Consider the following 22,086-nt stretch of genomic DNA (forward strand, 5'->3'; position numbering starts at 1 on the left):
GCGGTCGGTTGGCGCCCGGATCAGGCGGACTGGGCCGACTGCCAATTGGCGATCAGGCCGTGCAGTTCCTGCGCCGAGGCGCTGGCCTTGATTCTCTCGCGCAGCGGCGCGTCGCTGAGCAGCTCGGCGATCTCGGACAGGATCTCCAGGTGCTTCTGCGTGGCGGCCTCGGGCACAAGAAGGAAGATCAGCAGCACCACGGGCTGCTCGTCGGGGGCGTCGAAGCCTATCGGCTGGGCCAGCTGGAACACCGCCGCCATCGGCGCCTTCAGCCCCTTGATGCGGCCATGCGGGATGGCCACACCATGGCCCAGGCCGGTGGAGCCCAGGCGCTCGCGCGCGAACAGGCTGTCGGTGACCAGGGCGCGGGACAGGCCGTGCAGGTTCTCGAACAGCAGGCCAGCTTCCTCGAAAGCGCGCTTCTTGCTGGTGGCGTCGACGCTCACGAGAACTTGCGAGGGGGGAAGAATGGACGCGAGGCGGTTCATGGGCAGTTTGGGGATTATGCACCCGCCCCGATTTCGCGCAATGAAATCGGACGGAGCCCAGCCGGCGCCGCCGACCCAAAAAAAAAGCCGCACGGCTGGCCGTGCGGCTTCGGGCAGGCGCCCGCTGCGGTCTCACATCAGGCGCTTGGCGCACTCATGGTTGTGGGACTGCACCTTGGTCTTGTGGCGCACGACCTGGCGGTCCAGCTTGTCGACCAGTTCGTCGACGGCGGCATAGAGGTCCTCGTGCGAACTCTCGGCAAACAGGTCGTTACCCTTGACATGGATATTGCATTCGGCGCGCTGTCTCTTTTCCTTCTCCTTCTGCTTCTCGACGGTTAGCAGCACTTTCACGTCCACAACCTGGTCAAAGTGCCGGGCGATGCGATCAAGCTTGGTGGTCACGTAGGTGCGCAGGGCAGGGGTGACTTCGAGGTGGTGACCGCTGATCGTCAAGTTCATGAGTAGCCTCCTGTTGCTCTCGGGGTGGAAAAGGCCGCTGCCTCGCGTGCCAGCGGCCGGGGGAACTGCTTCGGGAGTGTCAAAACGCTGTAATGCGAATCCACTATGCGCCCTGCGCCCGTGAAATGCAATCCCCGGCGGCCATACCCCTGTACCGTTGAAGTGCAAAACCTTGAGGCAGGACAAAGCTCCCGAACAAACCGCCGCCCGCATCCTCCCCGGGCGGGCGCCGCTGCGCGGCTACCATCGGCAGCCTGAGCCCACGGTGACGCGCAGGACCCGCAGGGGGCCGCCGGCACCGTGAATCCACCGCCCCACCACCTCCCGCATGAACCCCGACACCCTGTTTCACGCCAGCGCCACCTCGCCGCAACGCCCGCTGTGCGGCCTGGTCCTGATGGGCGGCGGAGCCCGCACGGCCTACCAGGCGGGGGTGCTGCGCGCGCTGGGCGCCATGCTGGCGCTGGGGCCCCAGCCTTCGGCGCCCTTCCCGTTCCAGCTGCTGGTCGGCACCTCGGCCGGCGCGCTGAACGCGGCCTACCTGGCCTGCCGCGCGCGCCTGGGCCTGGCGGCGTTCGAGCAACTGGCGAGCTTCTGGCGCCAGATCCGCTCTTCCGACGTCTACGCCCTCCATGTCTCGACCTGGGCACGCTCGAGCCGCTGGGTCACCGCGCTGCGGCTGTCGCTGGCGGCGCGCGCCCATGGCGCGGCGCTGGACAGCATGCCCCTGGTCGACACCCTGCACCGCGCCATCCCGCTGGCCGACCTGGAGCTGGCGCTGCAGGAGGGCGCGATCGACACGCTGGCCGTCACCGCCTCGAGCTACACCAGCGGCGCGCACTGGACCTTCTGCCACCGCGCGCGCGACGAGCGGGTGACGGGCTGGCGGCTGCCCGGCCGGCGCGCCGAATTCCAGCCCATCACCATCGAGCACCTGATGGCTTCCAGCGCCCTGCCCTTCCTGTTTCCGGCCACGCCGCTGTGGGTCGACGGCGCGCGCGAGTTCTTCGGCGACGGCTCGATGCGGCAGATCGCGCCGCTCTCGCCGGCCCTGCACCTGGGCGCGCGCAAGGTGCTGGCGATAGGCGTGGGCCAGCCCCAGCGCTCGAGCCTGGCCGGCGGCCCGGCCGGCATGCGCCCACCCTCGCTGGGCAGCATCGCCGGCCACGCCATGGCCAGCGTGTTCCACGACACCCTGCAGGCCGACGTGGAGCAGGCGCGGCGCGTCAACCAGGCCTTGCGCCAGCTGCCGCCGGAGGTGGCCGCGCGCCTGCCCTACCGCGGCGTGGAGGTGCTGTCGATACAGCCCAGCGAGTCGCTCGACGCCCTGGCCCAGGCCCATGCGCACGAATTGCCGCGCGACACGCGCAACGCGCTGCGCGGCCTGGGCGCGCTGCGCGGCGGCGGCGCCGCCCTGGCCAGCTACCTGCTGTTCGAGCCCGGTTTCGTCGAGGCGCTGATGGCGTTGGGCGAGCGCGACGCCTATGCGCGCCGGCACGAGCTGCTGGCCTTTCTGGACCACGAAATCTGACGCCGCAGTGCGATAATTACCGGCACTGTCACCGCCTTTTTGGAGATCGCTCCGTGGAAACCTACCCCAGTCGGTAGCTTTCGACTCCCTTGCTGGCCCGGGGGTTGAAAGCGTCACATCGCCGCCGCCAGACCCGACCAACCCAAGGGAGTGAGCCATGCTCAACATCTTCACGCTTGCCAACGGGCGACTGTTCCAGGAGGAAATCGAGTCGCTGGAGGAGCTGTCCAAGTTCCAGCCGATCTGGGTCGACCTCGAATCGCCGACCCTGGAGGAAAAGCGCTGGATCAAGCAGTACTACGGCCTGTCCATCCCGGAAGACGCGATGGACGAGGACATCGAGGAATCCGCGCGCTTCTATGAAGAAGACAACGGCGAGCTGCACATCCGCAGCGACTTCCTGATCGCCGACGAGGACGAGCCGCGCACGGTGCGCGTGGCCTTCATCCTGAACCAGCACAACACCGAGCTCAAGAGCCGCGGCGTGCTGTTCTCCATCCACGACGAGGACGTGCCGGTGTTCCGCCTGCTGCGCATGCGCGCGCGCCGCGCCCCTGGCCTGATCGAGGATGCCAAGGAAGTGCTGCTCAAGCTGTTCGACGCCGACGCCGAATACTCGGCCGACACGCTGGAGGACATCTACGACAAGCTGGAAAAGGCCGGCAAGCTGGTGCTGTCGGGCGACGTGACCGACGCCATGGCCGGCGAAGTGCTGGGCGCGATCGCGCGCCAGGAGGACCTGAACGGGCGCATACGCCGCAACGTGATGGACACGCGCCGCGCGGTCAGCTTCATGATGCGCAGCAAGATGCTCAACGCCGAGCAGTTCGAGGACGCGCGCCAGATCCTGCGCGACATCGACTCGCTGGACTCGCACACCGCCTTCCTGTTCGACAAGATCAACTTCCTGATGGACGCCACCGTGGGTTTCATCAACATCAACCAGAACAAGATCATCAAGATCTTCTCGGTGGCCAGCGTGGCGCTGCTGCCGCCCACGCTGATCGCCAGCATCTACGGCATGAACTTCCAGCACATGCCCGAGCTGGCCCAGAGCTGGGGCTACCCCTGGGCCCTGGCCCTGATGGTGGCCAGCGCCATGGTGCCGATGTGGTACTTCCGCAAGCGCGGCTGGCTCAAGTAGGCCAGGGCCTGGCGCTCAGATCGCCAGGGTCTTGAAGAAATGCTCGAGCACGGCCGCGCTGTAGGGGCTGGCCACGCCGCGCAGGAAGCGCAGGAAGTCGACATGGGCCGCGTCGTCGGCGCGATCCGAGACGGTGCGCACCACGGCCAGCGGCACGCCGAAGTCGCGGCACACCTGCGCGAAGGCCGCGCCCTCCATCTCGACCGCCAGCGCCTCGGGCAGCGCCTGCTGCAGCGCCTGGCTCTCGGCCGCGCTGGCGACGAAACGGTCCCCGCTGACCAGCAGGCCCCGGTGCAGGCGCGGCGCCTGCAGGCCGAATTCCTGCCGCGCGGCCGGATCGAGCAGATGCGGCAAGTCCGCCAGTGCAGCCTGCGCCGCGCGCGACAGCGTGGCCGTCAGCGCCTGGTCGGCCGGCAGGCGGCTCAGCCCGGTGCCGGGGATCTCGTAGCGCGGAAACAGCGGCGAGGCGTCCATGTCGTGCTGCAGGAATTCGCTCGCCACCACCAGGTCGCCCACTCGCACGCCGGGCGCGAGGCCGCCCGCGACACCGGTGAACAGCACGTCGTCGACCTTGAAGCGCTCGATCAGCAGCGTGGCCGTGGTCGCCGCCGCCACCTTGCCTATGCCCGAGAGCGCGGCCACCACCTCGTAGCCGTGCAGGTGGCCGCGCCAGAACTCGCGGCCCGCGACCACCTGGCGCTGCTCGTCGGGCATGAGCTCGAGCACGGCCGCGAGCTCCTCGCGCAGGGCGCTGACGATGGCGGTGCGGGTCATGGCGAAGGCCGGTGCGCAGGTTCTAGCCGCGCAGCTCGCGGCGCAGGATCTTGCCGACCGGCGTCTTGGGCAGCTCGCTGCGGAACTCGACCAGCTTGGGCTGCTTGTAGCCCGTGAGGTTGGCCTTGCAGAACTCGCGCACCTGGGCCTCGGTCAGCGCCGGGTCCTTCTTGACGATGACCAGCTTCACCGCCTCGCCCGAGCGCTCGTCGGGCACGCCGACAGCCGCGCATTCGAGCACGCCGGGGCAGCCCGCCACGACCTCCTCGACCTCGTTCGGATAGACGTTGAAGCCGCTGACCAGGATCATGTCCTTCTTGCGGTCGACGATCTTGAAGAAGCCGCGCGCGTCCACCACGCCGATGTCGCCGGTCTTGAAGAAGCCGTCGGCGGTCATGACCTTGGCGGTTTCGTCGGGGCGCTGCCAGTAGCCGGCCATCACCTGCGGCCCCTGGATGGCGATCTCGCCCGGCTGGCCCGGCGCTACCTCGCGGCCCTCGTCGTCGATCAGTTTCATCACGGTGCTGGGGATGGGCACGCCGATGGTGCCCGTGAACTCGGTGCTGGTCACCGGATTGCAGCTGACCGAGGGGCTGGTCTCCGACAGGCCGTAGCCCTCGCAGATCGGACAGCCGGTCTTCTCCAGCCAGAGCTGGGCCACCGCGCCCTGCACCGCCATGCCGCCGCCCACCGAGACCTTGAGGTTGCTCCAGTCGACGGTGTTGAAATCCGGATGGTGGGCCAGCGCGTTGAACAGCGTGTTGACCGCCGGGAAGCTGTGAAAGCGGTGCTTGGCCAGCTCCTTGAGCACCGCCGGCAGGTCGCGCGGGTTGGGAATCAGGATGGTCTTGCCGCCATTGCGCATGGACAGCATCATGTTCACCGTGAAGGCGAAGATGTGGTAGAGCGGCAGCGCGCAGACGCTGGTGATCTGCTCGCCGGCCGGGACCTTCTTCATCACCGGATCGTTCCAGGCCTCGGACTGCAGCACGTTGGCGATCACGTTGCGGTGCAGCAGCACGGCACCCTTGGCGACCCCGGTGGTGCCGCCCGTGTACTGCAGCAGCGCGACGTCGTCGGGGCCGAGCTCGGGCTGGCGGAACGCGCCGCGCTCACCCTGGGCCAGCGCGTCGTTGAAACGCACCGCGCCCGGCAGCTGGAAGGGCGGCACCAGCTTCTTGACATGGCGCACCACGTAGTTGACCACGGCGCCCTTGAGCAGGCCGAGCTGGTCGCCCATGGTGCACAGCACCACATGCTGCACCGGCGTGTTCGCGATGCACTGCTCCAGCGTCTTGGCGAAGTTCTCGATGATGATGATGGCCTTGGCGCCCGAGTCCTTGAGCTGGTGCTCGAGCTCGCGCGGCGTGTACAAGGGGTTCACGTTGACCACCACGTAGCCGGCGCGCAGGATGGCAGCCACGGCGACCGGGTACTGCGGCACGTTGGGCATCATGATGGCCACGCGCTCGCCCTTGGCCAGGCCCAGCCCCTGCAGATAGGCCGCAAGGGCGCGGCTCAGCGCGTCGGTGCGCGCATAGCTGATCTCCTGGCCCATGAAGCTGTAGGCCGTGCGGTCCGCGTACTTCTGGAAGCTTTCCTCCATCAGCGCCACCAGGGAGCGGTACTGTCCGGGGTCGATATCGGCGGGCACCCCCGGGGGGTAGCTGCTGAGCCAGATGCGCTCGGTCATGCTTGTCTCTCCATACATTTCTTGTGAGGGTTGCCATTGTCAGCCAAGGCCACCCCCGGCCCCTCAGTCCACGGCCTTGACCATGTCCTCGACCACCTTCTTGGCGTCGCCGAAGACCATCATGGTCTTGTCCATGTAGAACAGCTCGTTGTCCAGGCCCGCATAGCCCGCGGCCATGGAGCGCTTGTTCACGATCACGGTCTTGGCCTTGTAGGCCTCCAGGATCGGCATGCCGTAGATGGTGCTGCCCTTTTGCAGCGCCGCCGGGTTCACCACGTCGTTGGCGCCCAGGATGATGGCCACGTCGGCCTGGCCGAACTCGCCGTTGATGTCCTCCATCTCGAACACCTGGTCGTAGGGCACCTCGGCCTCGGCCAGCAGCACGTTCATGTGCCCCGGCATGCGCCCGGCCACCGGGTGGATGGCGTACTTCACCGTCACGCCCTTGTGGGTCAGCTTCTCGGCCAGCTCGTTCACGGCATGCTGCGCGCGCGCCACCGCCAGGCCGTAGCCGGGCACGATGATCACGGTCTCGGCGTTGCCCAGGATGTAGGCCGCGTCGTCGGCGCTGCCGCTCTTGACCGGCCTTTGCTCGCCGTTGCCGACCGCGGCCGCGCTGGTCTCGCCGCCGAAGCCGCCCAGGATCACGTTGAAGAACGAGCGGTTCATGGCCTTGCACATGATGTAGGACAGGATCGCGCCCGAGCTGCCCACCAGGCTGCCGGCGATGATCAGCATGCTGTTGTTCAGCGAGAAGCCGATGCCCGCGGCCGCCCAGCCCGAATAGCTGTTGAGCATGGACACCACCACCGGCATGTCGGCGCCGCCGATCGGGATGATGATCAGCACGCCCAGCACGAAGGACAGGGCCAGCATCAGGAAGAAGGCCGGCCAGCTCTCGGTGACGCTGAACACCACGCCCAGCGCGAGGGTGGACAGGCCCAGCGCCAGGTTCAGCATGTGCTGACCCTGGAACTGCACGGGCGCGCCGCGGAACAGCCGGAACTTGTACTTGCCCGAGAGCTTGCCGAAGGCGATCACGGAGCCGCTGAAGGTGATGGCGCCTATGGCCGCGCCCAGGAACAGCTCCAGCCGGTTGCCCGCGGGGATGAGCGCGCCGCGCGCGGTGATGCCGAAGGCATGCGGCTCGGCCACGGCGGCGATGGCGATGAACACCGCGGCCAGGCCGATCATGCTGTGCATGAAGGCCACCAGCTCGGGCATCTTGGTCATCTCCACACGCTTGGCCATGACGGCGCCCAGGCCGCCGCCGGCCAGCAGACCGACGAAGACCCAGACCATGCCCTGGGCGCCGCCGGCCAGCTCGACGATCAGCGCGGCGGTGGTCAGGATGGCAATGGCCATGCCGCTCATGCCGAACAGGTTGCCTCGGATAGAGCTGGTGGGGTGGGACAGGCCCTTCAGGGCCTGGATGAAGCAGATGCTGGCGATGAGGTACAGCAGGGTGACGAGGTTCATGCTCATTTCACTTGCCCTCCGGGGTCTTTTTGTCTTTCTTCTTGAACATCTCGAGCATGCGCCGGGTGACCAGGAAGCCGCCGAAGACGTTGACGGCGGCCAGGGCCACGGCCAGCACGCCCATGCTCTTGCCCAGCGTGGTTTCGGTCAGGGCGGCGGCCAGCATGGCGCCGACGATGACGATGGCGGAGATGGCGTTGGTGACGGCCATCAGCGGGGTGTGCAGCGCGGGCGTGACGTTCCACACCACGTGGTAGCCGACGTAGATGGCGAGCACGAAGATGATGAGGTTGACGAGGGTGGGAGAGACGGCTTCCATGCTTATTTCCTCTTGACTTCGCCACCCTGGGTCATCAGGCAGGCGGCGACGATGTCGTCGGCCAGGTCGATGTTGAGCGCGCCTTCCTTGGGCAAAACCAGCTTGAGGAAGTCGAGCACGTTGCGCGCGTACAGCGCCGAGGCGTCGGCGGCCACGAGCGCGGGCAGGTTGGTCTCGCCGACCAGGGTGACGCCGTGCTTGATGACCGTGCGGCCGGCTTCGGTGAGCGGGCAGTTGCCGCCCTGGGGCGCGGCCAGGTCGACGATCACGCTGCCGGGCTTCATGGCCTTGACCATCTCCTCGGTGACGAGCACGGGGGCGGCTCGGCCGGGGATCAGGGCGGTGGTGATGACCACGTCGGCCTGGGCCACGCGCTTGGCGACCTCGGCTTTCTGGCGCTCCAGCCACGAGGGCGGCATGGGGCGGGCGTAGCCGCCCACGCCCTCGGCGGCGTCCTTCTCCTCCTGGGTCTCGTAGGGCACGTCGATGAACTTGGCGCCCAGGCTCTCGACCTGCTCCTTGACGCTGGGGCGCACGTCGGAGGCCTCGATCACGGCGCCCAGGCGCTTGGCGGTGGCGATGGCCTGCAGGCCGGCCACGCCCACGCCCAGGATGACCACGCGTGCGGCCTTGACGGTGCCGGCCGCGGTCATGAGCATGGGGAAGAAGCGCTGGTATTGGTCGGCGGCGATCATCACGGCCTTGTAGCCGGCGATGTTGGCCTGGGACGACAGCACGTCCATGCTCTGGGCGCGGGTGGTGCGCGGGGCGGCTTCCAGGGCAAAGCTGGTCAGGCCTGCGGCGGCCATGCGGGCCAGGCCCTCGGCGTCGAAGGGGTTGAGCATGCCGACCACGGCCGTGCCGGACTTCATGAGCGCGAGCTCGCCGTCCAGCGGCGCGCGCACCTTGAGCACCAGCTCGCAGCCGAGGGCGCCGGCGGCGTCGCAGATCTCGGCGCCGGCGGCCTCGTAGGCGGCATCGGGCACGCTGGCGGCCACGCCCGCGCCCGACTGGATGCGCACCGTATGGCCTTGGGCCTTGAGTTTCTTGGCCGTCTCGGGTGTGACGGCAACACGGGTTTCACCCGCCTGGGTCTCGGCGGGGATGCCTATCAGCATGGGGCAACTCCTCTGACAAGTTGATTGATATTTGTGTAGACAGGGGTGCAAGGCTTGCTGTCGGCCAGCTTACAACCCGCCCCCCCATTGTGCGGGATTTTGATGACAGGGCCGCCGCCCGCGCGACAGCACGTGGGCCGCGCCGATAATCTCCGCATGGACACCCGATGGAAACCCAGCGTCACCGTGGCCGCCGTGATCGAACGCGGCGGCAAGTACCTGCTGGTCGAGGAACACACGCCCGAGGGCCTGCGCCTGAACAACCCGGCCGGCCATCTGGACCCCGGAGAGACGCCGGCCCAGGGCTGCGCGCGCGAGGCGCTGGAGGAGACCGCCCACGCCTTCTTGCCCACGGCCCTGGTCGGCGTCTACCTCTCGCGCTTCCAGCGCCCGGCCACGGGCGAGGACATCACCTATGTGCGCTTCGCCTTCTGCGGAGAGCTCGGCGAATTCGATACCACGCGGGCGCTGGACCAGGGCATCGTGCGCACGCTGTGGCTCACGCCCGAAGAGGTACGCGCTAGCGCCGCGCGCCACCGCAGCCCCCTGGTGCTGCGCTGCATCGAGGACCACCTGGCCGGCCAGCGCTTCCCGCTGGGCCTGATCCACACCGACGCGGCCGTGACTGCAGGTCAGGACTGATGGACGGCGCAGCGGGTTTCGCCCTGCTCGGCGTCGCGGCCTTCGGCGCAGGCGTGCTCAACGCCATTGCCGGCGGCGGCAGCTTCCTGACCTTTCCCGCCCTGGTGTTCACCGGCGTGCCGGCTATCGCCGCCAACGCCACGAGCGCGCTGGCCGTGAGCCCCGGCTACCTGGGCAGCACCCTGGGCTTCCGGCCCGAACTGCGCGCCCTGCCCGACGCATTGCTGCGGCGGGAACTGCTGCTGTCCGCCCTGGGCGGCCTGGCCGGCGCCCTGCTGCTGCTGGTGACGCCGGCCCGGCTGTTCGCCGGCCTGGTGCCCTGGCTGCTGCTGTTCGCCACCGCGCTGTTCGCGCTCGGCCCCCTGCTGACGCGCAGCGCCGGCCAGGACGGCCAGGCCTGGCAGACCTGGCGCCAGCCCGGCCTGCTGGCGACCGCGGTCTACGGCGGCTATTTCAACGGCGGCCTGGGCATACTGCTGATGGCGCTGTACACGCTGACCGGCGAGTCGCGCCTGAACACGGTGAACGCGCTCAAGAACCTCAACTCCCTGGTGCTCTCGCTGCTGTCGGTCGCGGCCTTCGCCTGGGCCGGCGCCATCGTCTGGCCCCAGGCGCTGCTGATGATGGCGGCGGCCACGGCCGGAGGCCTGGCTGGCGCGCGGCTGGCGCGCCGGCTGCCGGTGACCTGGGTGCGCGCCATCGTGATCGCCACCGGCCTGGTCATGAGCGCCCTGTTCTTCCAGCGCGCGGGCTGAGCGCCCGATGCCCCCGTGGGCGCCGGGCTGGGCCCGCTTGCCTACAATTTGGGCATGTCAAAACAACGTGTGGTCGTCGGCCTGTCCGGCGGCGTGGATTCGGCGGTCAGCGCCTGGCTGCTCAAGCAGCAGGGCTACGAGGTCGTCGGCATCTTCATGAAGAACTGGGAGGACGATGACGACAGCGAGTACTGCTCGTCGAACATCGACTTCGTCGACGCGGCCAGCGTGGCCGACGTGATCGGCATCGAGATCGAGCATGCCAACTTCGCGGCCGAGTACAAGGACCGCGTGTTCGCCGAGTTCCTGCGCGAGTACCAGGCCGGTCGCACGCCCAATCCCGACATCCTCTGCAACGCCGAGATCAAGTTCAAGTCCTTTCTTGACCATGCGATGCGCCTGGGCGCCGAGAAGATCGCCACGGGTCACTATGCGAGGGTGCGGCTGAACGCTGCGACCGGCCGGCACGAGCTGCTCAAGGGCCTGGACCCGTCCAAGGACCAGAGCTACTTCCTGCACCGCCTGAACCAGGCCCAGCTGTCCAAGACCCTGTTCCCGGTCGGTGAGCTGCACAAGACCGAGGTGCGCCGCATCGCGGCCGAGATCGGCCTGCCCAATGCGAAGAAGAAGGACTCGACCGGCATCTGCTTCATCGGCGAGCGGCCGTTCCGCGAGTTCCTCAACCGCTACATCAGCAAGGAGCCCGGCCCGATCAAGGACGAACGCGGCCGCACCATAGCCCGGCATGTGGGCCTGTCCTTCTACACCCTGGGCCAGCGCCAGGGCCTGGGGATAGGCGGCATCAAGGCCAAGGGTGAGCAAAAGGGCGGCGGCGAGCACGCGCCCTGGTTCGTCGCGCGCAAGGACATCGAGAAGAACACGCTGTGGGTGGTGCAGGGCCACGACCACCCCTGGCTGCTGTCGCAAACCCTGGAGGCCGCGGACGCCAGCTGGTGCGCCGGCGAGGCGCCGGCCCCGGGCCGCTACGCGGCCAAGACCCGTTACCGCCAGGCCGACGCCACCTGCGAGCTGCGCCGCGAGATGCCCGACCAGTTCAGCCTGCATTTCGACGAGCCGCAATGGGCCGTGACCCCGGGCCAGAGCGCCGTGCTCTACGACGGCGAGGTCTGCCTGGGCGGCGGGGTGATCGCGGGGTCCGCCTGATCAGTCGGCGCTGAGCCTGGCCTGCTGCACCACGCGCTTCCACTTGGCCAGGTCCTCGCCGACCAGCTTGCGCAGCTGCTCGGGCGAGCTGGTCTCCACGTCCGCGCCATGGCCCTCGATCTGCTTGATCACCTCGGGGCGGCTCAGCACCTTGTTGAGCGCCGTATTGAGCTTTTCGACCACCGCCTTGGGCGTCTTCGCCGGGGCGAACAGGGCGTACCACTGGGTCACGTTGACGCCGTCCACGCCCAGCTCCTTGAGGGTCGGCACATCGGGCAGGGCGGCCGAGCGCTTGTCGCCCGCGATCGCCACCGCCTGCAGCTTGCCGGCCTTGACCTGCGGCAGGCCGGTGAACAGGCTGGGGAACATCAGCTGCGTGTGGCCGCCGATGGTGTCGGCGACCGCCGGCGCCGAGCCCTTGTAGGGCACATGGACCAAGTCCACGCCGGCGCTCATCTTGAACAGCTCGGCCGCGAAATGCGGCGCCGTGCCGTTGCCGGCCGAGGCGTAGCTGAACTTGCCGGGCTGGCTCTTGAGCTGGGCGATCAGCGCCTTGCCGTCCCTGGCCTTGAGCGCGGGGTTGGCCACCATCAACGTCGGCGAGTAGCCCACCAGGCCCACGGGCTCGAAGTCAGCCTGCGGGTCGTAGCGCAGCTTCTGCAAGGCCGGGTTCATGCCGTGCGTGGCCACGTAGCCGAACAGGATGGTGTGGCCGTCGGCGGCGGCCCGCGCCACGGCCTCGCTGGCGATGGCGCCGTTGGCCCCGGGCTTGTTCTCGACGATCACGCTCTGGCCCAGCAGGGGCGCCATGCCCTGGGCCAGGATGCGCGCCATGGCGTCGTTGCCCCCGCCGGCCGCGGTCGGCACGACCAGGGTGATGGTGCGATCCGGGAAGGCCTGGGCCGCCGCGGCGGCGCACAGGCAGAGGCCGCCGATCAGGGCGCGCAGGACATGGGATGCGGTTTTCATGAGGTTGTCTCCTTCAAATATGGAACAGATGCGAGGGCACTTCCAGCTGCCCTTGCAGGATCTTTCGGGCGGTGCGCACGACCGAGGCGCGCTCGGCCACCAGTTCGCCCGCCTCGGCCTTCAGGTCCATGGCGATCTGGATGAGCCCCGAGGGGTGGTGCACGCGCAATTCGTGGCGGCCCGGCGCCAGGCCCGCCTGGCTGGCCACCGTGCCCGGCAGGGCCAGGGCCGTGGACACGCCTATGGCGCCGGTCACGGCATGCGAGCTGTGGCAGCGCCATGGCGTGAAGTAGCGCGAGACGATGGCCTTGGCGTCCTCGTGCGGACTCACCAGCACCGGCTTGGGCACCACGCTGTCCGAACAGTCGCCCAGGCCCATCAGCTGCCCGGCCTGCAGGCGGATGCGCTCGAGCCGCTCGAGCAGGCCCGGCGTCGCGTCGAGCTCGGCGGCGGACTCGCGGCCCGTCACGCCCAGGCTGTCCGCGGGAATCAGCACCATGGGCATGGCCGCGTCGATGCAGGTGACCGGCACGCCATCGATGCGGTCGATGCGCCGCCCGGTGGGAAACAGCTTGCCGGTGCTGGCGCCCCAGGCGTCGAGGAAGTTCAGGTAGATCGGCGCCGCCGGCTCGGCCACGCCGTCGATGCGGACATCGCCGTCGTAGGTCACATGGCCTTCCGGCGTCTGCACCGCGACGTCGATGCGCGCGCCGGTGTTGACGTTGTGCACCCGCACCGTGGTCGCGCCCGGCCCGGCCGCGACCAGGCCCTGCTCGATCGCGAACGGCGCCACGCCGGCCAGCATGTTGCCGCAGTTGGGCCGCGTGTCCACGGTCCGTTCGCCCACGCCGACCTGGGCGAACAGGTAGTCCACGTCGCAGTCGGGGCGCGAGGCGCGCGAGACGATGGCGACCTTGCTGGTCAGCGAGCTGCCGCCGCCCAGCCCGTTGATCTGGCTGCTGTCCGCCGAGCCGATCGCACTGACCAGCACGCGGTCACGCGTCGCGATGTCCTGCGGCAGCCAGTCGCGCAGGAAGAACGGGCCGCGCGAGGTGCCCGATCGCATGAGGACGCAAGGGATCGAAGTGTTCATGCATCGAATCATCGGATTGATGCAGAATTCTGTGAATTGCATCTTTCTGAAGAATTGATGCACCAGAAGCAACTATTGACCGAGAGGCCCCATGAGCATCCAGTTCGACCTCAACGACCTGCAAGCCTTCGCTGCGGCAGCGGAACTCAAGAACTTCCGCAAGGCGGCCGAGCAGGTCCACATCTCCCAGCCCGCCTTCAGCCGCCGCATCGACAAGCTGGAGGCGGCGCTGGGCGTGCGCCTGATCGACCGCAACACGCGCAGCATGGAGCTGACCGGCGTGGGGCGCGACTTCGCGCGCAAGGTGCGCCAACTGCTCGACGACCTGGACGAGACCCTGCTGGGCATACGCGAGGTCGGCGGCGCGCGCATGGGCGAGGTCACGATCGCCTGCGTGCCCTCGGCCGTCTACTACTTCCTGCCCCCGGTGCTGCGCAGCTACCACGCGCGCTACCCGCGCGTGCGCATCAAGGTGCACGACGCCAGCGCCAACGAGGTGCTGTCCGTGGTCACCAGCGGCCAGGCCGATTTCGGCCTCAACTTCATCGGCAGCGACGAGCCCGGCATCGAGTTCCGCACCATCCTGGAGGAGCGCTTCGTCGCGGCCTGCCGCAAGGACCACCCGCTGGCGCGCAAGCGGCGCGTGAGCTGGAGCGAGCTCGGCCAGTACGACTTCATGTCGGTCAGCAAGTCCTCGGGCAACCGCATGCTGATCGACCTGGCCCTGGCCGGCGCCAGCGCGCGGCCGCAAAGCATCTACGAGGCCCAGCATGTGACCACCCTGCTCGGCCTGGTCGAGGCCGGCATGGGCGTGGCCGCCGTGCCGGCCCTGGCCATGCCGGGGGTCGACCACCCGGTGCTGGCCAGCGTGCCGCTGCACGAGCCGGTGATCACGCGCCGCCTCGGCCTGATCCGGCGCAAGGGCCGCAGCTTCACGCCGGCGGCCGAGCGGCTGTACGAGCTGCTGACCGACCAGCGCCAGGGGCGGCGCAAGGCCGCCTGAAGCGGACCGCGCCAGTCCTGTCCCACCACGCACTCGGCGGCACGCTACGGCCTGGCGATGCCGCCGGTCGGTTGGATCCGCTGGCTTCGGCGAGCAGTGCCTCAGGATGTGCGAAAATCCCCTGCTTGGCGCTTTCAGCGAATGCGGCTGTAGCTCAGTGGATAGAGTATTGGCCTCCGAAGCCAAGGGTCGTGGGTTCGATCCCCGCCAGCCGCGCCAAAGATCAAAAGACCGTCCGACCAAGGCGCACGCAGGGGCGTGCAGGCCCGGACCCGATCCTCCCGGTGAAGCTTCAGCTCGCGCTGCGCGCGGATCGACCGCCCGACGCCGCGGCCGACCGATCGGTGCGCAAGGCGCCGCCGCCCTCGAAGTTCCCCAGGTGCCGTTCCACCTGCTGCGCGCACTCGCGCGCCGCGCTCAGCAGCTTGCGCTCGTGCGGTTTGGTCGCCCGCTTGACCAGCACCGAGGCATGGATGGCCGCCACCAGATGCCCCGCCGCATCCTGGATGGGCACGGCGTAGCCCACGATGCCCTCGACCGACTCCTCCACGCTCTTCGAATAGCCGGCGGCTCGGATACGCTTGAACTCGCGCTCGAGCTCGGCGGGATCGGTGATGGTCGCCGCGGTCAGCTTCGACAGGGGCCCGGCCAGGGTCTGCGCGCCGAGCTTGGGGTCCAGCGCCGCGAACAGCTTGCCCGTCGCCGTGCTGTGCAGGAACAGCGACTCGCCCAGGCGGATGTCCAGCGAGATGCGCTGGGTGCCGAGGCAGCGGTCAGCGTAGATCACCCGTTTGCCTACCGGCAGGGCCAGGTAGACGTCGTCGCCGATCTCCTTGGCCAGGTCCTGCAGATGGCGGCGCGCGATGGTGCGGATGTCGAGCGACTGCAGGGTGCGCAGGGCCAGCGCCACCGCGCGCGGGCCCACCGAGTAACGCAGGTCGTCGGTGACGGCCGCCACCTCCGCGGTGACCATGGTCTGCAGCATGTTGTGCACGCTGCTCACCGGCAGGTCGAGCGCCTCCTTGATCTCCGTCAGACGCAGGCCGTCCTTGTGCTGGACCAGCAGGTTGAGGACGTCGAAGGTGCGCAGATAACGGTCGGGGCTCATGCGAAAATTGTAATCGCTGCCCTCCTCCGGCCTGCCCGGGCAGGCGCGCCCGTCAAGGCCCCGAATCGCCCTTCTCGGAGGCCAGGTCGTCGAGCACGTGCACCGCGTCCGCGGGGGCGTCGGGCCCGTCGAAGGTCGTGCAGCGTAGGGCCATGTCGACGATGTTGCGGATGATGGACTGCTCCTGGTCCGCGCTCCAGGCGATCACGAACTCCAGCTCAGGCGTCGGCAGCTCCGGCAGCAGGGGCACGAGCTCGGACTTGGCGACGTAGCCCCGCACCAGGATCTCGGGCAGCAAGGCCACGCCCGCGCCGCTCACGATGATCTCGATCAGCGCCATGATGTGGTTGCAGGTGCCGATGGCATCGGCCGCCACGCCCAGGTCACGCAGCATGGCCATGGTCATCGAATGGCTGGCCGATGGTTTGGAAAGGGACCAGATGGCCTGAGATTCGAGCAATTCGCGCGGCGAACGGGCGGGCTCGGACCGCGCCATCAGGGAGGGCGCCATCATCCAGCACATGCGCACCCGGCCCAGCGAGGCCGATCGGGTGTCTACGCTGGTCACGGGCCCGGCGAACAGGGCCACGTCGAGCTTGCCAGCCTCCAGGCGCTGGCGCATCGCCGCCGTGAGGTCGATCTCGACCTGATAGGTCACCTTGGGCATCAGCTGCCGCAGCCGGGCAATGAAGACCGGAAACCAGCTCAGTGCCGCAATCTCGCCCGCGCCGATGCGTACGATGCCGGTGGCGGCCTCCGGATTGTCGAGCGCGCCCACCACGCTGTCCAGGCGGCGCAGCAGCGGCTCGACCATCTGCACCAGCTCGCGCCCCTGGAAGGTGAGCTCCATGCGCCGCCCCTGGCGCCGGAACAGGGCCACGCCCAGGGCGGACTCCATGTCCCGGATGCGGGCGGAGATCGCCGGCTGGGACGCGTTCATCTTCTGGGCCGCGGCGTGAAAGGTCCCGAGCTTGGCAATGCAGCACAGGGTCTCGAGGTTCAGCAGGGTGACTTGTTTCATCGCATCGCTCGGTGGACGGCCGTTCGACGCCGATTATCGGCCACCGCCCGTGCGAGGACGGCGAGTCCCGCGCTCACCCTCCTGCCGGCGTGAACACCAGGTTGCCACCGAACTCGTTGCTGCGGTCAAACCGGCCTTGCACGGCCTGGCCGATCACGGGCGTCGCACCGCCTTGCCAGCGGCCGAGCGCGCGCACGCCCTCGTCGAGGTCCACCGTCACCAGCGTGTAGGGCAGCTCGGCGGCGAAAGCCTTGTGGAACGCGTGGTGCGCCACCGTCCAGCTGTGCACCTTGCCGCGACCGCTGGCCGGCTTCCATTCGGCGGCATCGCAGTAGCAGGCATCGCACAGCGGGCGCGGGTAGTGGCGGACCTTGCCGCAGTGGGCGCAGCACTGCAGCACCAGCCGGCCCTGGGCCGCCGCCTCCCAGTACGGCCGCGAGATCTCGCTGATCTGGGGCAGCGGCTTCGGGGTTTCCGTCAGCGTCGCCGTCGTGGTTGTCGTCGTCGTCATGTTCAGCCCCTCCGCATGATGGCCAGGGCGCCATCGCCCATGTCGCCGTAGCCGCTCACGAGGCCCACTTCGGCATCCTTGACCTGCGCGCGGCCGGCGTCGCCGCGCAGCTGCCGCACCAGTTCGACGATGTGGTTCAGGCCCCAGACATGCGCCTGCGACAGCAGGCCGCCATGGGTGTTGACCGGCAGCGCGCCGCCCAGCTTGATGCGCCCGCCCTGCACGAACGGACCGCCCTCGCCCTTGGCGCAGAAGCCCAGGTCTTCCAGCTGGCGGATCACCGCATAGGTGAAGCAGTCGTAGATTTCCGCGACATCGATGTCGGTATGCGTGACGCCGGCCATGGCGAAGGCGCGGGCCGCGGCCTTCTTGATGCCCAGGCTGGTCATGTCGGGACGCTGCGTGATCGAGCCGGGCGAGTCGGGATGGCCCTCCGCGACGCCGGAGATGAACACGCGGCGGTGCTTCAGGTCGGCGGCGCGATCGGCGGCGCTGACAATGCAGGCGGCGCCGCCGTCGCTCTCCAGGCTGCAATCGAGCAGCCGGAACGGGTCGGAGATCATGCGCGAATGGGCGTGGTCTTCAAGCGTGATCGGCTTCTTCATGATCGCGTTGTCGTTGAGCAGCGCGTGCTCGCGGTGCGCCACCGCCACTTCGCCGAACTGCGCCACCGTCGTGCCGTACAGCTCCATGTGCCGGCGCGCCATCGGCGCATACAGCTGCGCCGGCGCGATCGCGCCCATCGGGTACTCGAACTCGGTGACGTAGTGGAACTGCGGCATGGTGTGGATGCGCGCGCCAGCCTTGGTGATGGCCGCAGCCGTCACGTTGCGGCCGAAGGTGATCAGCACATGGTTGCAGACACCGCCGGCCACGGCCGCGGCCGCGCACTGCAGAGCCATCGTCGGGCTGGCGCCGCCATGCGGGATCACGGCGGAAAAGCGCAGGTCCGGGATGCCGAAGTTCTCGATGAAATCGTCGGCGGTGCCGCTCACGATGCCGATCGGGATCACGCCGTCGATATCCTTGGGCGTGAGGCCGGCGTCCGCGATCGCCTTCAGCGACGACTCGATCTGCAGCTCGAACGCGGTCTTGGTCGAGCCGCGCATGTACGCGGTCTCGCCTATGCCTGTGACGCAGGCTTTGTCACGGAGGGACAAGTCAGTCTCCTTGCATCATGGGTTCATTGGCCGGCCTGCGCTGCCGGCGCGGCCTGTCGGGCGCGGCGCATCCGCGCCTGCCGGCGTTCGCGCCTGAGCTGCTTGCGGTAGAACGCGGGGTCGAGTTCCAGCGCATAGCGGGGCGCCGCCGGATAGTGCTTGCGCAGGAAAGCCTGTTCCTCCTCCATCACGGCCCGCATCGTGGCGGCATCCGGCGGGGCGATCTCGCCTGTGACCAGATCGGTGATCCACTCGGCCTGGTCGTCCATCATGCGGATGTTGCCGCCGCCTGCCACGTTGAACAGCCCGATGAAATACAGGCCGCGCCGCGTCGGATGGACGACCCGCAGGAACAGCTCCAGCTTGTGTCCTTCCAGCGGCCGCAATTCCGGCGCCAGGAAAGGCAGGTCGACGTTGTAACCGGTGCCGGCGATCACGGTGTCGAAGGTCTGCATCGTGCCGTCGGCGAAGCGCACCTCCTGGCCTTTGACCGACTCGATGCCGGGCTTGGCCTTGATCCGGTCCCAGACGAAATGCGACATCAGGCTGGGATGGCTGGTCGGATGGGTTCTGCTCTTGGGGGTGGTGAAGCCCCACTGCTCCATGCGGCCGTGCACGATGCGGGTCAGCACTTCGCGGATCGTGCGGCGCACCGGCCAGGGCATCCAGTTCCTTTCGAGCCTGCCCAGAACGCGCGAGGTCGGCACGCCGAACAGCATGCGCGGCATCACCAGCACCGGCGAGCGGGCCGAGATGGTGGTCGACTCGGTCACGACACAGATGTCCGACGCGATGTCCACCGCGCTGTTGCCCATGCCGACCACCAGCACGCGCTTGCCGCGGAACGGCTCGGGGATGCGGTAGCTGTGCGAGTGCAGGTATTCGCCGCTGAAGTCCTTGCGCCAGCCCGGATGCGAGGGCGAGCCCTGGTGCCCGCTGCCGACCACGACCGCGTCGAAATCGCCGCCGCCACCGTCCTCGAGCTTGACCCGCCAGCGATCGCCGGGCAGGGGCGCGATGTCGACGACGCGCGAGCGGAAGCGGATCCGCGGCTTGACGTTGAACTTTTCGGCATAGTCCTCGAGGTAGCTGCGCACCTGACGGTGGTCCGGATAAAGCGGGCCGCCGTCCGGAAACGGGAAGTCGCGGTACGCCGTCACCCTGGCTTCGGAGTTCAGGTGCAGCGACTGGTAGGCTGGCGCGAGGCCGTTGTCGTTGCCGAAGACCCAGAGGCCACCGATGCAGCTGCCGAGTTCGTAGACCACCACGTCGACGCCGCGAGCGATCAGGTGCCGGGCGGCGCAGAGGCCGGCGGCGCCGGCCCCGATCACGGCCACGCGACACCTGCCCGTGCCCGCGACGGCGCTGACTGGCTGCCTCAGCGCGTCAGGATCGATGGTGCGGGAGGATACCAAGGCCATATCAGTCCATCTTGGCGCCGGAAAGCCTGACCACTTCCTTCCACTTGACCCGCTCCTGCTCGGCGAAGGCCTCGGTTTCCTTGGGCGTGGTGGCTTTCAGGATGGCGCCCGTCTGGAGGTACTTCTCCTGGACCGCCGGATCCCTGGCGATCTCGGCAATCGCGGCCGAGACCTTGTTGGCGATCGCGGGCGGCGTGCCCTTGGGCATCACGAACGCGCCCCACGAGGTGACGACGAAGTCCTTCACGCCCGATTCCGCCATGGTCGGCACCTCGGGCATGGTGGGCCAGCGCTCGGGACAGGTCACGGCCAGCGCCCGGACCTTGCCCGTCTTGATCAGCGGCGTGTAGCTGGCGATGTTGTCGATCGCGAAGTCGGTATCGCCGGCCATCAGCGCGGGCATCGATTGCGCCGCGCCGCGGAACGGGATGTGGACCGCGTTGAGGCCGGTGCGATGCCGGAACATCTCGCCGGCCAGGTGCGGCGTGGTGCCGACGCCGGCCGAACCGTAGCTCACGCCCTTGGGCTGCTTCTTCGCCCACTCCAGGAACTCATTGATGTTCTTGGCCGGATTGCCGGGCGCGACGACGAAGGCGTTGCAGTTTTCCCAGACCTTGGAGACATAGGCGTAGTCCTTCACCGGGTCGTAGTTCAGCTTGGAGAACAGGAACTGGTTGATCGACAGCGTGCCGATGGTCGCCGAGCCGATGGTGTTGCCGTCGGGCGGCGCGCTCTTGACCGCTTCCATGCCGATGTTGCCCCCCGCGCCGGTCTTGTTGTCGACGACCCAGTTGCCTCCGAGCCTGGCCTGCAGCTTTTCGGAGAGCAGGCGGGTCAGCACGTCGGATGCGCCGCCGGCCGTGAAGGGCACGATCACCTTCACGGTGGGGCCGGGCCAGGCGTCCTGGGCGTGGACGGCGGCGGCGAAGGCCACGCTGGCGGCGGCGAAAACGGCTGCCTGGATCAAGCTGCATCGGAACTGGGTCATGGGATGTCTCCTCGGTTTGTGGGGGATTGAAACTGGTCAGCGGGGGCCCGAACGGGAAGTTCTTCTCGTCGAAATCCCTGGAATTCAGTCCTTGCGGACCTTGGGCAGCAGCGAGTTGGCGATGATCTGCTTCATCACCTCCGCCGTGCCGCCGCCGATACGGCACATGCGGGCGTCGGCGAAGGCGCGCGCGATCGGGTATTCCCACATGTAGCCCCAGCCGCCGAAGAACTGGAGGCACTGGTCCATCACCTTGAACTGCAGGTCGGTGGCGACCAGCTTGCAGGAGGCGGCATCGACGGGGTCGAGCTTGCCCTGCAGGTGCAGCTCCATGCAGCGGTCGACGAACACGCGCTGGGCCAGCACCTCGGCATGCAGCCCGGCCAGCGTGAAACGGGTGTTCTGAAAATCGGCCAGGGTCTGGCCGAACATCTTACGGTCGGCGGCGTAGGCGCGCGTCCACTCCAGCGCCGCCTCGGAAGCGGCAACACCGCGGATGGCCTGGATCAGGCGCTCCTGCGCCAGTTGCGTCATCAGCACGGCGAAGCCGCCGCCTTCGGTGCCGAGCAGGTTGGACACCGGGACGCGCAGGTCGGCGAAGAACAGCTCGGAGGTGTCCTGCGCCTTGCAGCCGATCTTCTCCAGCTTGCGGCCGCGCGTGAAGCCCTCGCGCTTGGTTTCCACCAGGATCAGGCTGACGCCCTTGGCCTTCTGCTTGGGGTCGGTCTTGCAGGCCAGCAGCAGCAGGTCGGCGCTGTGGCCGTTGGTGATGAACACCTTCTGGCCGTTGATCACGTACTCGTCGCCGTCGCGGATGGCCTGGGTGCGGATGTTCTGCACGTCGCTGCCGCCGGACGGCTCGCTCATGCCCAGCGCCACCACCACTTCGCCGGTCGCCATTTTCGGCAGCCACTTGCGCTTCTGCTCCTCGGTACCGAAGTCGACGATATAGGGCGCGACGATGTCCGAATGCAAGTAGAAGGTCGGGCCGGTGGCACCGACGCGCGCCATCTCCTCGATCAGGATCGCGCTGTACAGGAAGTCGGCGCCCAGGCCGCCGTATTCCTCAGGGACGTTGACGCACAGCAGGCCGAGCTCGCCGGCCTTCTTCCACAGCGAGCGGGGGACCTGGCCGGCCTTCTCCCACTCCGCATGGAAGGGGGTGACATGCTCCTCGATGAATCGCTTGACCGTATCACGGAAAGCCTCGTGGTCCGGGCTGAAGATGGTGCGCGGGATCATG

22 protein-coding genes and 1 tRNA gene are annotated in these 22,086 nt (G+C 68.4%); 7 read left to right on the plus strand and 16 right to left on the minus strand.

From position 1 onward, the window contains the following. Positions 1-20: 20 nt before the first annotated feature. Both FFS10_RS05420 and hpf read right to left on the minus strand, forming a co-directional pair. Entirely contained in the window at positions 21-488 is a 468-nt protein-coding gene (locus tag FFS10_RS05420) for a PTS sugar transporter subunit IIA (protein ID WP_137892349.1), read from the minus strand. A 132-nt stretch (positions 489-620) separates the two neighbouring features. After that, positions 621-950, minus strand: coding sequence for a ribosome hibernation-promoting factor, HPF/YfiA family (gene hpf, locus FFS10_RS05425; RefSeq protein WP_137892351.1), 330 nt, complete (start codon positions 948-950; stop codon positions 621-623). 328 nt (positions 951-1,278) lie between these two features. Between hpf and FFS10_RS05430 the strand changes: the two genes are divergently transcribed. Both FFS10_RS05430 and corA read left to right on the plus strand, forming a co-directional pair. Further along, a complete protein-coding gene (locus FFS10_RS05430; RefSeq protein ID WP_137892353.1) occupies positions 1,279-2,481 on the plus strand; it encodes a patatin-like phospholipase family protein in 1,203 nt (400 codons plus the stop codon). A 157-nt stretch (positions 2,482-2,638) separates the two neighbouring features. Next, complete coding sequence (gene corA, locus FFS10_RS05435) at positions 2,639-3,625, plus strand: magnesium/cobalt transporter CorA (protein WP_137892355.1); 987 nt, start codon at positions 2,639-2,641, stop codon at positions 3,623-3,625. Between the two features lie 15 nt (positions 3,626-3,640). Here the strand turns inward: corA and FFS10_RS05440 are convergent, their stop codons facing one another. The 5 genes from FFS10_RS05440 to FFS10_RS05460 all read right to left on the minus strand — a co-directional run bounded on the left by FFS10_RS05440 (position 3,641) and on the right by FFS10_RS05460 (position 9,008). Then, a complete protein-coding gene (locus FFS10_RS05440) occupies positions 3,641-4,399 on the minus strand; it encodes a 5'-methylthioadenosine/adenosylhomocysteine nucleosidase (RefSeq protein WP_137892357.1) in 759 nt (252 codons plus the stop codon). Between the two features lie 22 nt (positions 4,400-4,421). Further along, positions 4,422-6,092 carry a long-chain-fatty-acid--CoA ligase gene (locus FFS10_RS05445; protein ID WP_137892359.1) on the minus strand — a complete coding sequence of 557 codons (1,671 nt, stop codon included), beginning with the start codon at positions 6,090-6,092 and terminating at the stop codon, positions 4,422-4,424. Positions 6,093-6,155: 63 nt separating this feature from the next. Beyond that, the gene (locus FFS10_RS05450) at positions 6,156-7,577 is read right to left on the minus strand and encodes an NAD(P)(+) transhydrogenase (Re/Si-specific) subunit beta (protein ID WP_137892361.1); all 1,422 of its coding nucleotides are present in this window, start codon (positions 7,575-7,577) and stop codon (positions 6,156-6,158) included. A 1-nt stretch (position 7,578) separates the two neighbouring features. Further along, positions 7,579-7,890, minus strand: coding sequence for an NAD(P) transhydrogenase subunit alpha part 2 (locus FFS10_RS05455; RefSeq protein WP_137892363.1), 312 nt, complete (start codon positions 7,888-7,890; stop codon positions 7,579-7,581). A gap of 2 nt (positions 7,891-7,892) precedes the next feature. Next, positions 7,893-9,008 carry a Re/Si-specific NAD(P)(+) transhydrogenase subunit alpha gene (locus tag FFS10_RS05460; protein ID WP_137892365.1) on the minus strand — a complete coding sequence of 372 codons (1,116 nt, stop codon included), beginning with the start codon at positions 9,006-9,008 and terminating at the stop codon, positions 7,893-7,895. Positions 9,009-9,164: 156 nt separating this feature from the next. Here FFS10_RS05460 and FFS10_RS05465 point away from each other — a divergent pair, with 156 nt between their 5' ends. From FFS10_RS05465 to mnmA, 3 genes are read left to right on the plus strand one after another with little or no spacing between them, the layout of a single operon-like run. Continuing rightward, positions 9,165-9,650: an NUDIX hydrolase gene (locus tag FFS10_RS05465; protein WP_137892367.1), complete on the plus strand. Its 486-nt coding sequence runs from the start codon at positions 9,165-9,167 to the stop codon at positions 9,648-9,650. Beyond that, positions 9,650-10,405, plus strand: a complete 756-nt coding sequence (locus tag FFS10_RS05470) for a sulfite exporter TauE/SafE family protein (protein ID WP_137892369.1) — start codon at positions 9,650-9,652, stop codon at positions 10,403-10,405. The genes FFS10_RS05465 and FFS10_RS05470 overlap by 1 nt, the downstream gene beginning before the upstream one ends. A gap of 54 nt (positions 10,406-10,459) precedes the next feature. Further along, a complete protein-coding gene (gene mnmA, locus FFS10_RS05475) occupies positions 10,460-11,569 on the plus strand; it encodes a tRNA 2-thiouridine(34) synthase MnmA (protein WP_137892371.1) in 1,110 nt (369 codons plus the stop codon). On the opposite strand, the gene FFS10_RS05480 is transcribed toward mnmA, so the two are convergent. Together FFS10_RS05480 and FFS10_RS05485 are read right to left on the minus strand one after the other, a co-directional pair. Further along, positions 11,570-12,538, minus strand: coding sequence for a tripartite tricarboxylate transporter substrate binding protein (locus FFS10_RS05480; RefSeq protein WP_137892373.1), 969 nt, complete (start codon positions 12,536-12,538; stop codon positions 11,570-11,572). It lies immediately after the preceding gene. Between the two features lie 13 nt (positions 12,539-12,551). Further along, entirely contained in the window at positions 12,552-13,631 is a 1,080-nt protein-coding gene (locus FFS10_RS05485; protein ID WP_137892375.1) for a 4-oxalomesaconate tautomerase, read from the minus strand. Positions 13,632-13,722: 91 nt separating this feature from the next. On the opposite strand from FFS10_RS05485, the gene FFS10_RS05490 reads away from it, so the two are divergent. Then, on the plus strand, positions 13,723-14,634 hold the full coding sequence (locus FFS10_RS05490) for a LysR family transcriptional regulator (protein ID WP_137892377.1): 912 nt from the start codon (positions 13,723-13,725) through the stop codon (positions 14,632-14,634). A gap of 143 nt (positions 14,635-14,777) precedes the next feature. Continuing rightward, positions 14,778-14,853, plus strand: a tRNA-Arg gene (locus tag FFS10_RS05495). 73 nt (positions 14,854-14,926) lie between these two features. Here FFS10_RS05495 and FFS10_RS05500 read toward each other — a convergent pair. The 7 genes from FFS10_RS05500 to FFS10_RS05530 form a co-directional block, all read right to left on the minus strand. After that, positions 14,927-15,742 carry an IclR family transcriptional regulator gene (locus tag FFS10_RS05500; protein ID WP_137892379.1) on the minus strand — a complete coding sequence of 272 codons (816 nt, stop codon included), beginning with the start codon at positions 15,740-15,742 and terminating at the stop codon, positions 14,927-14,929. Between the two features lie 52 nt (positions 15,743-15,794). Continuing rightward, complete coding sequence (locus tag FFS10_RS05505; protein ID WP_137892381.1) at positions 15,795-16,763, minus strand: LysR family transcriptional regulator; 969 nt, start codon at positions 16,761-16,763, stop codon at positions 15,795-15,797. Positions 16,764-16,836: 73 nt separating this feature from the next. Further along, positions 16,837-17,274, minus strand: coding sequence for a Zn-ribbon domain-containing OB-fold protein (locus tag FFS10_RS05510; RefSeq protein ID WP_137892383.1), 438 nt, complete (start codon positions 17,272-17,274; stop codon positions 16,837-16,839). A 2-nt stretch (positions 17,275-17,276) separates the two neighbouring features. Then, positions 17,277-18,434, minus strand: a complete 1,158-nt coding sequence (locus tag FFS10_RS05515) for a thiolase family protein (protein ID WP_137892385.1) — start codon at positions 18,432-18,434, stop codon at positions 17,277-17,279. A gap of 23 nt (positions 18,435-18,457) precedes the next feature. After that, on the minus strand, positions 18,458-19,855 hold the full coding sequence (locus FFS10_RS05520) for a flavin-containing monooxygenase (RefSeq protein WP_137892387.1): 1,398 nt from the start codon (positions 19,853-19,855) through the stop codon (positions 18,458-18,460). A gap of 1 nt (position 19,856) precedes the next feature. Beyond that, positions 19,857-20,843 carry a Bug family tripartite tricarboxylate transporter substrate binding protein gene (locus tag FFS10_RS05525; RefSeq protein ID WP_137892389.1) on the minus strand — a complete coding sequence of 329 codons (987 nt, stop codon included), beginning with the start codon at positions 20,841-20,843 and terminating at the stop codon, positions 19,857-19,859. Between the two features lie 84 nt (positions 20,844-20,927). Further along, the gene (locus FFS10_RS05530; protein ID WP_137892391.1) at positions 20,928-22,085 is read right to left on the minus strand and encodes an acyl-CoA dehydrogenase family protein; all 1,158 of its coding nucleotides are present in this window, start codon (positions 22,083-22,085) and stop codon (positions 20,928-20,930) included. Between the last annotated feature and the right edge of the window lies 1 nt (position 22,086).

It is taken from the genome of Ramlibacter sp. 2FC (genome assembly GCF_005503345.1).
Lineage (GTDB): Bacteria > Pseudomonadota > Gammaproteobacteria > Burkholderiales > Burkholderiaceae_C > SCMQ01.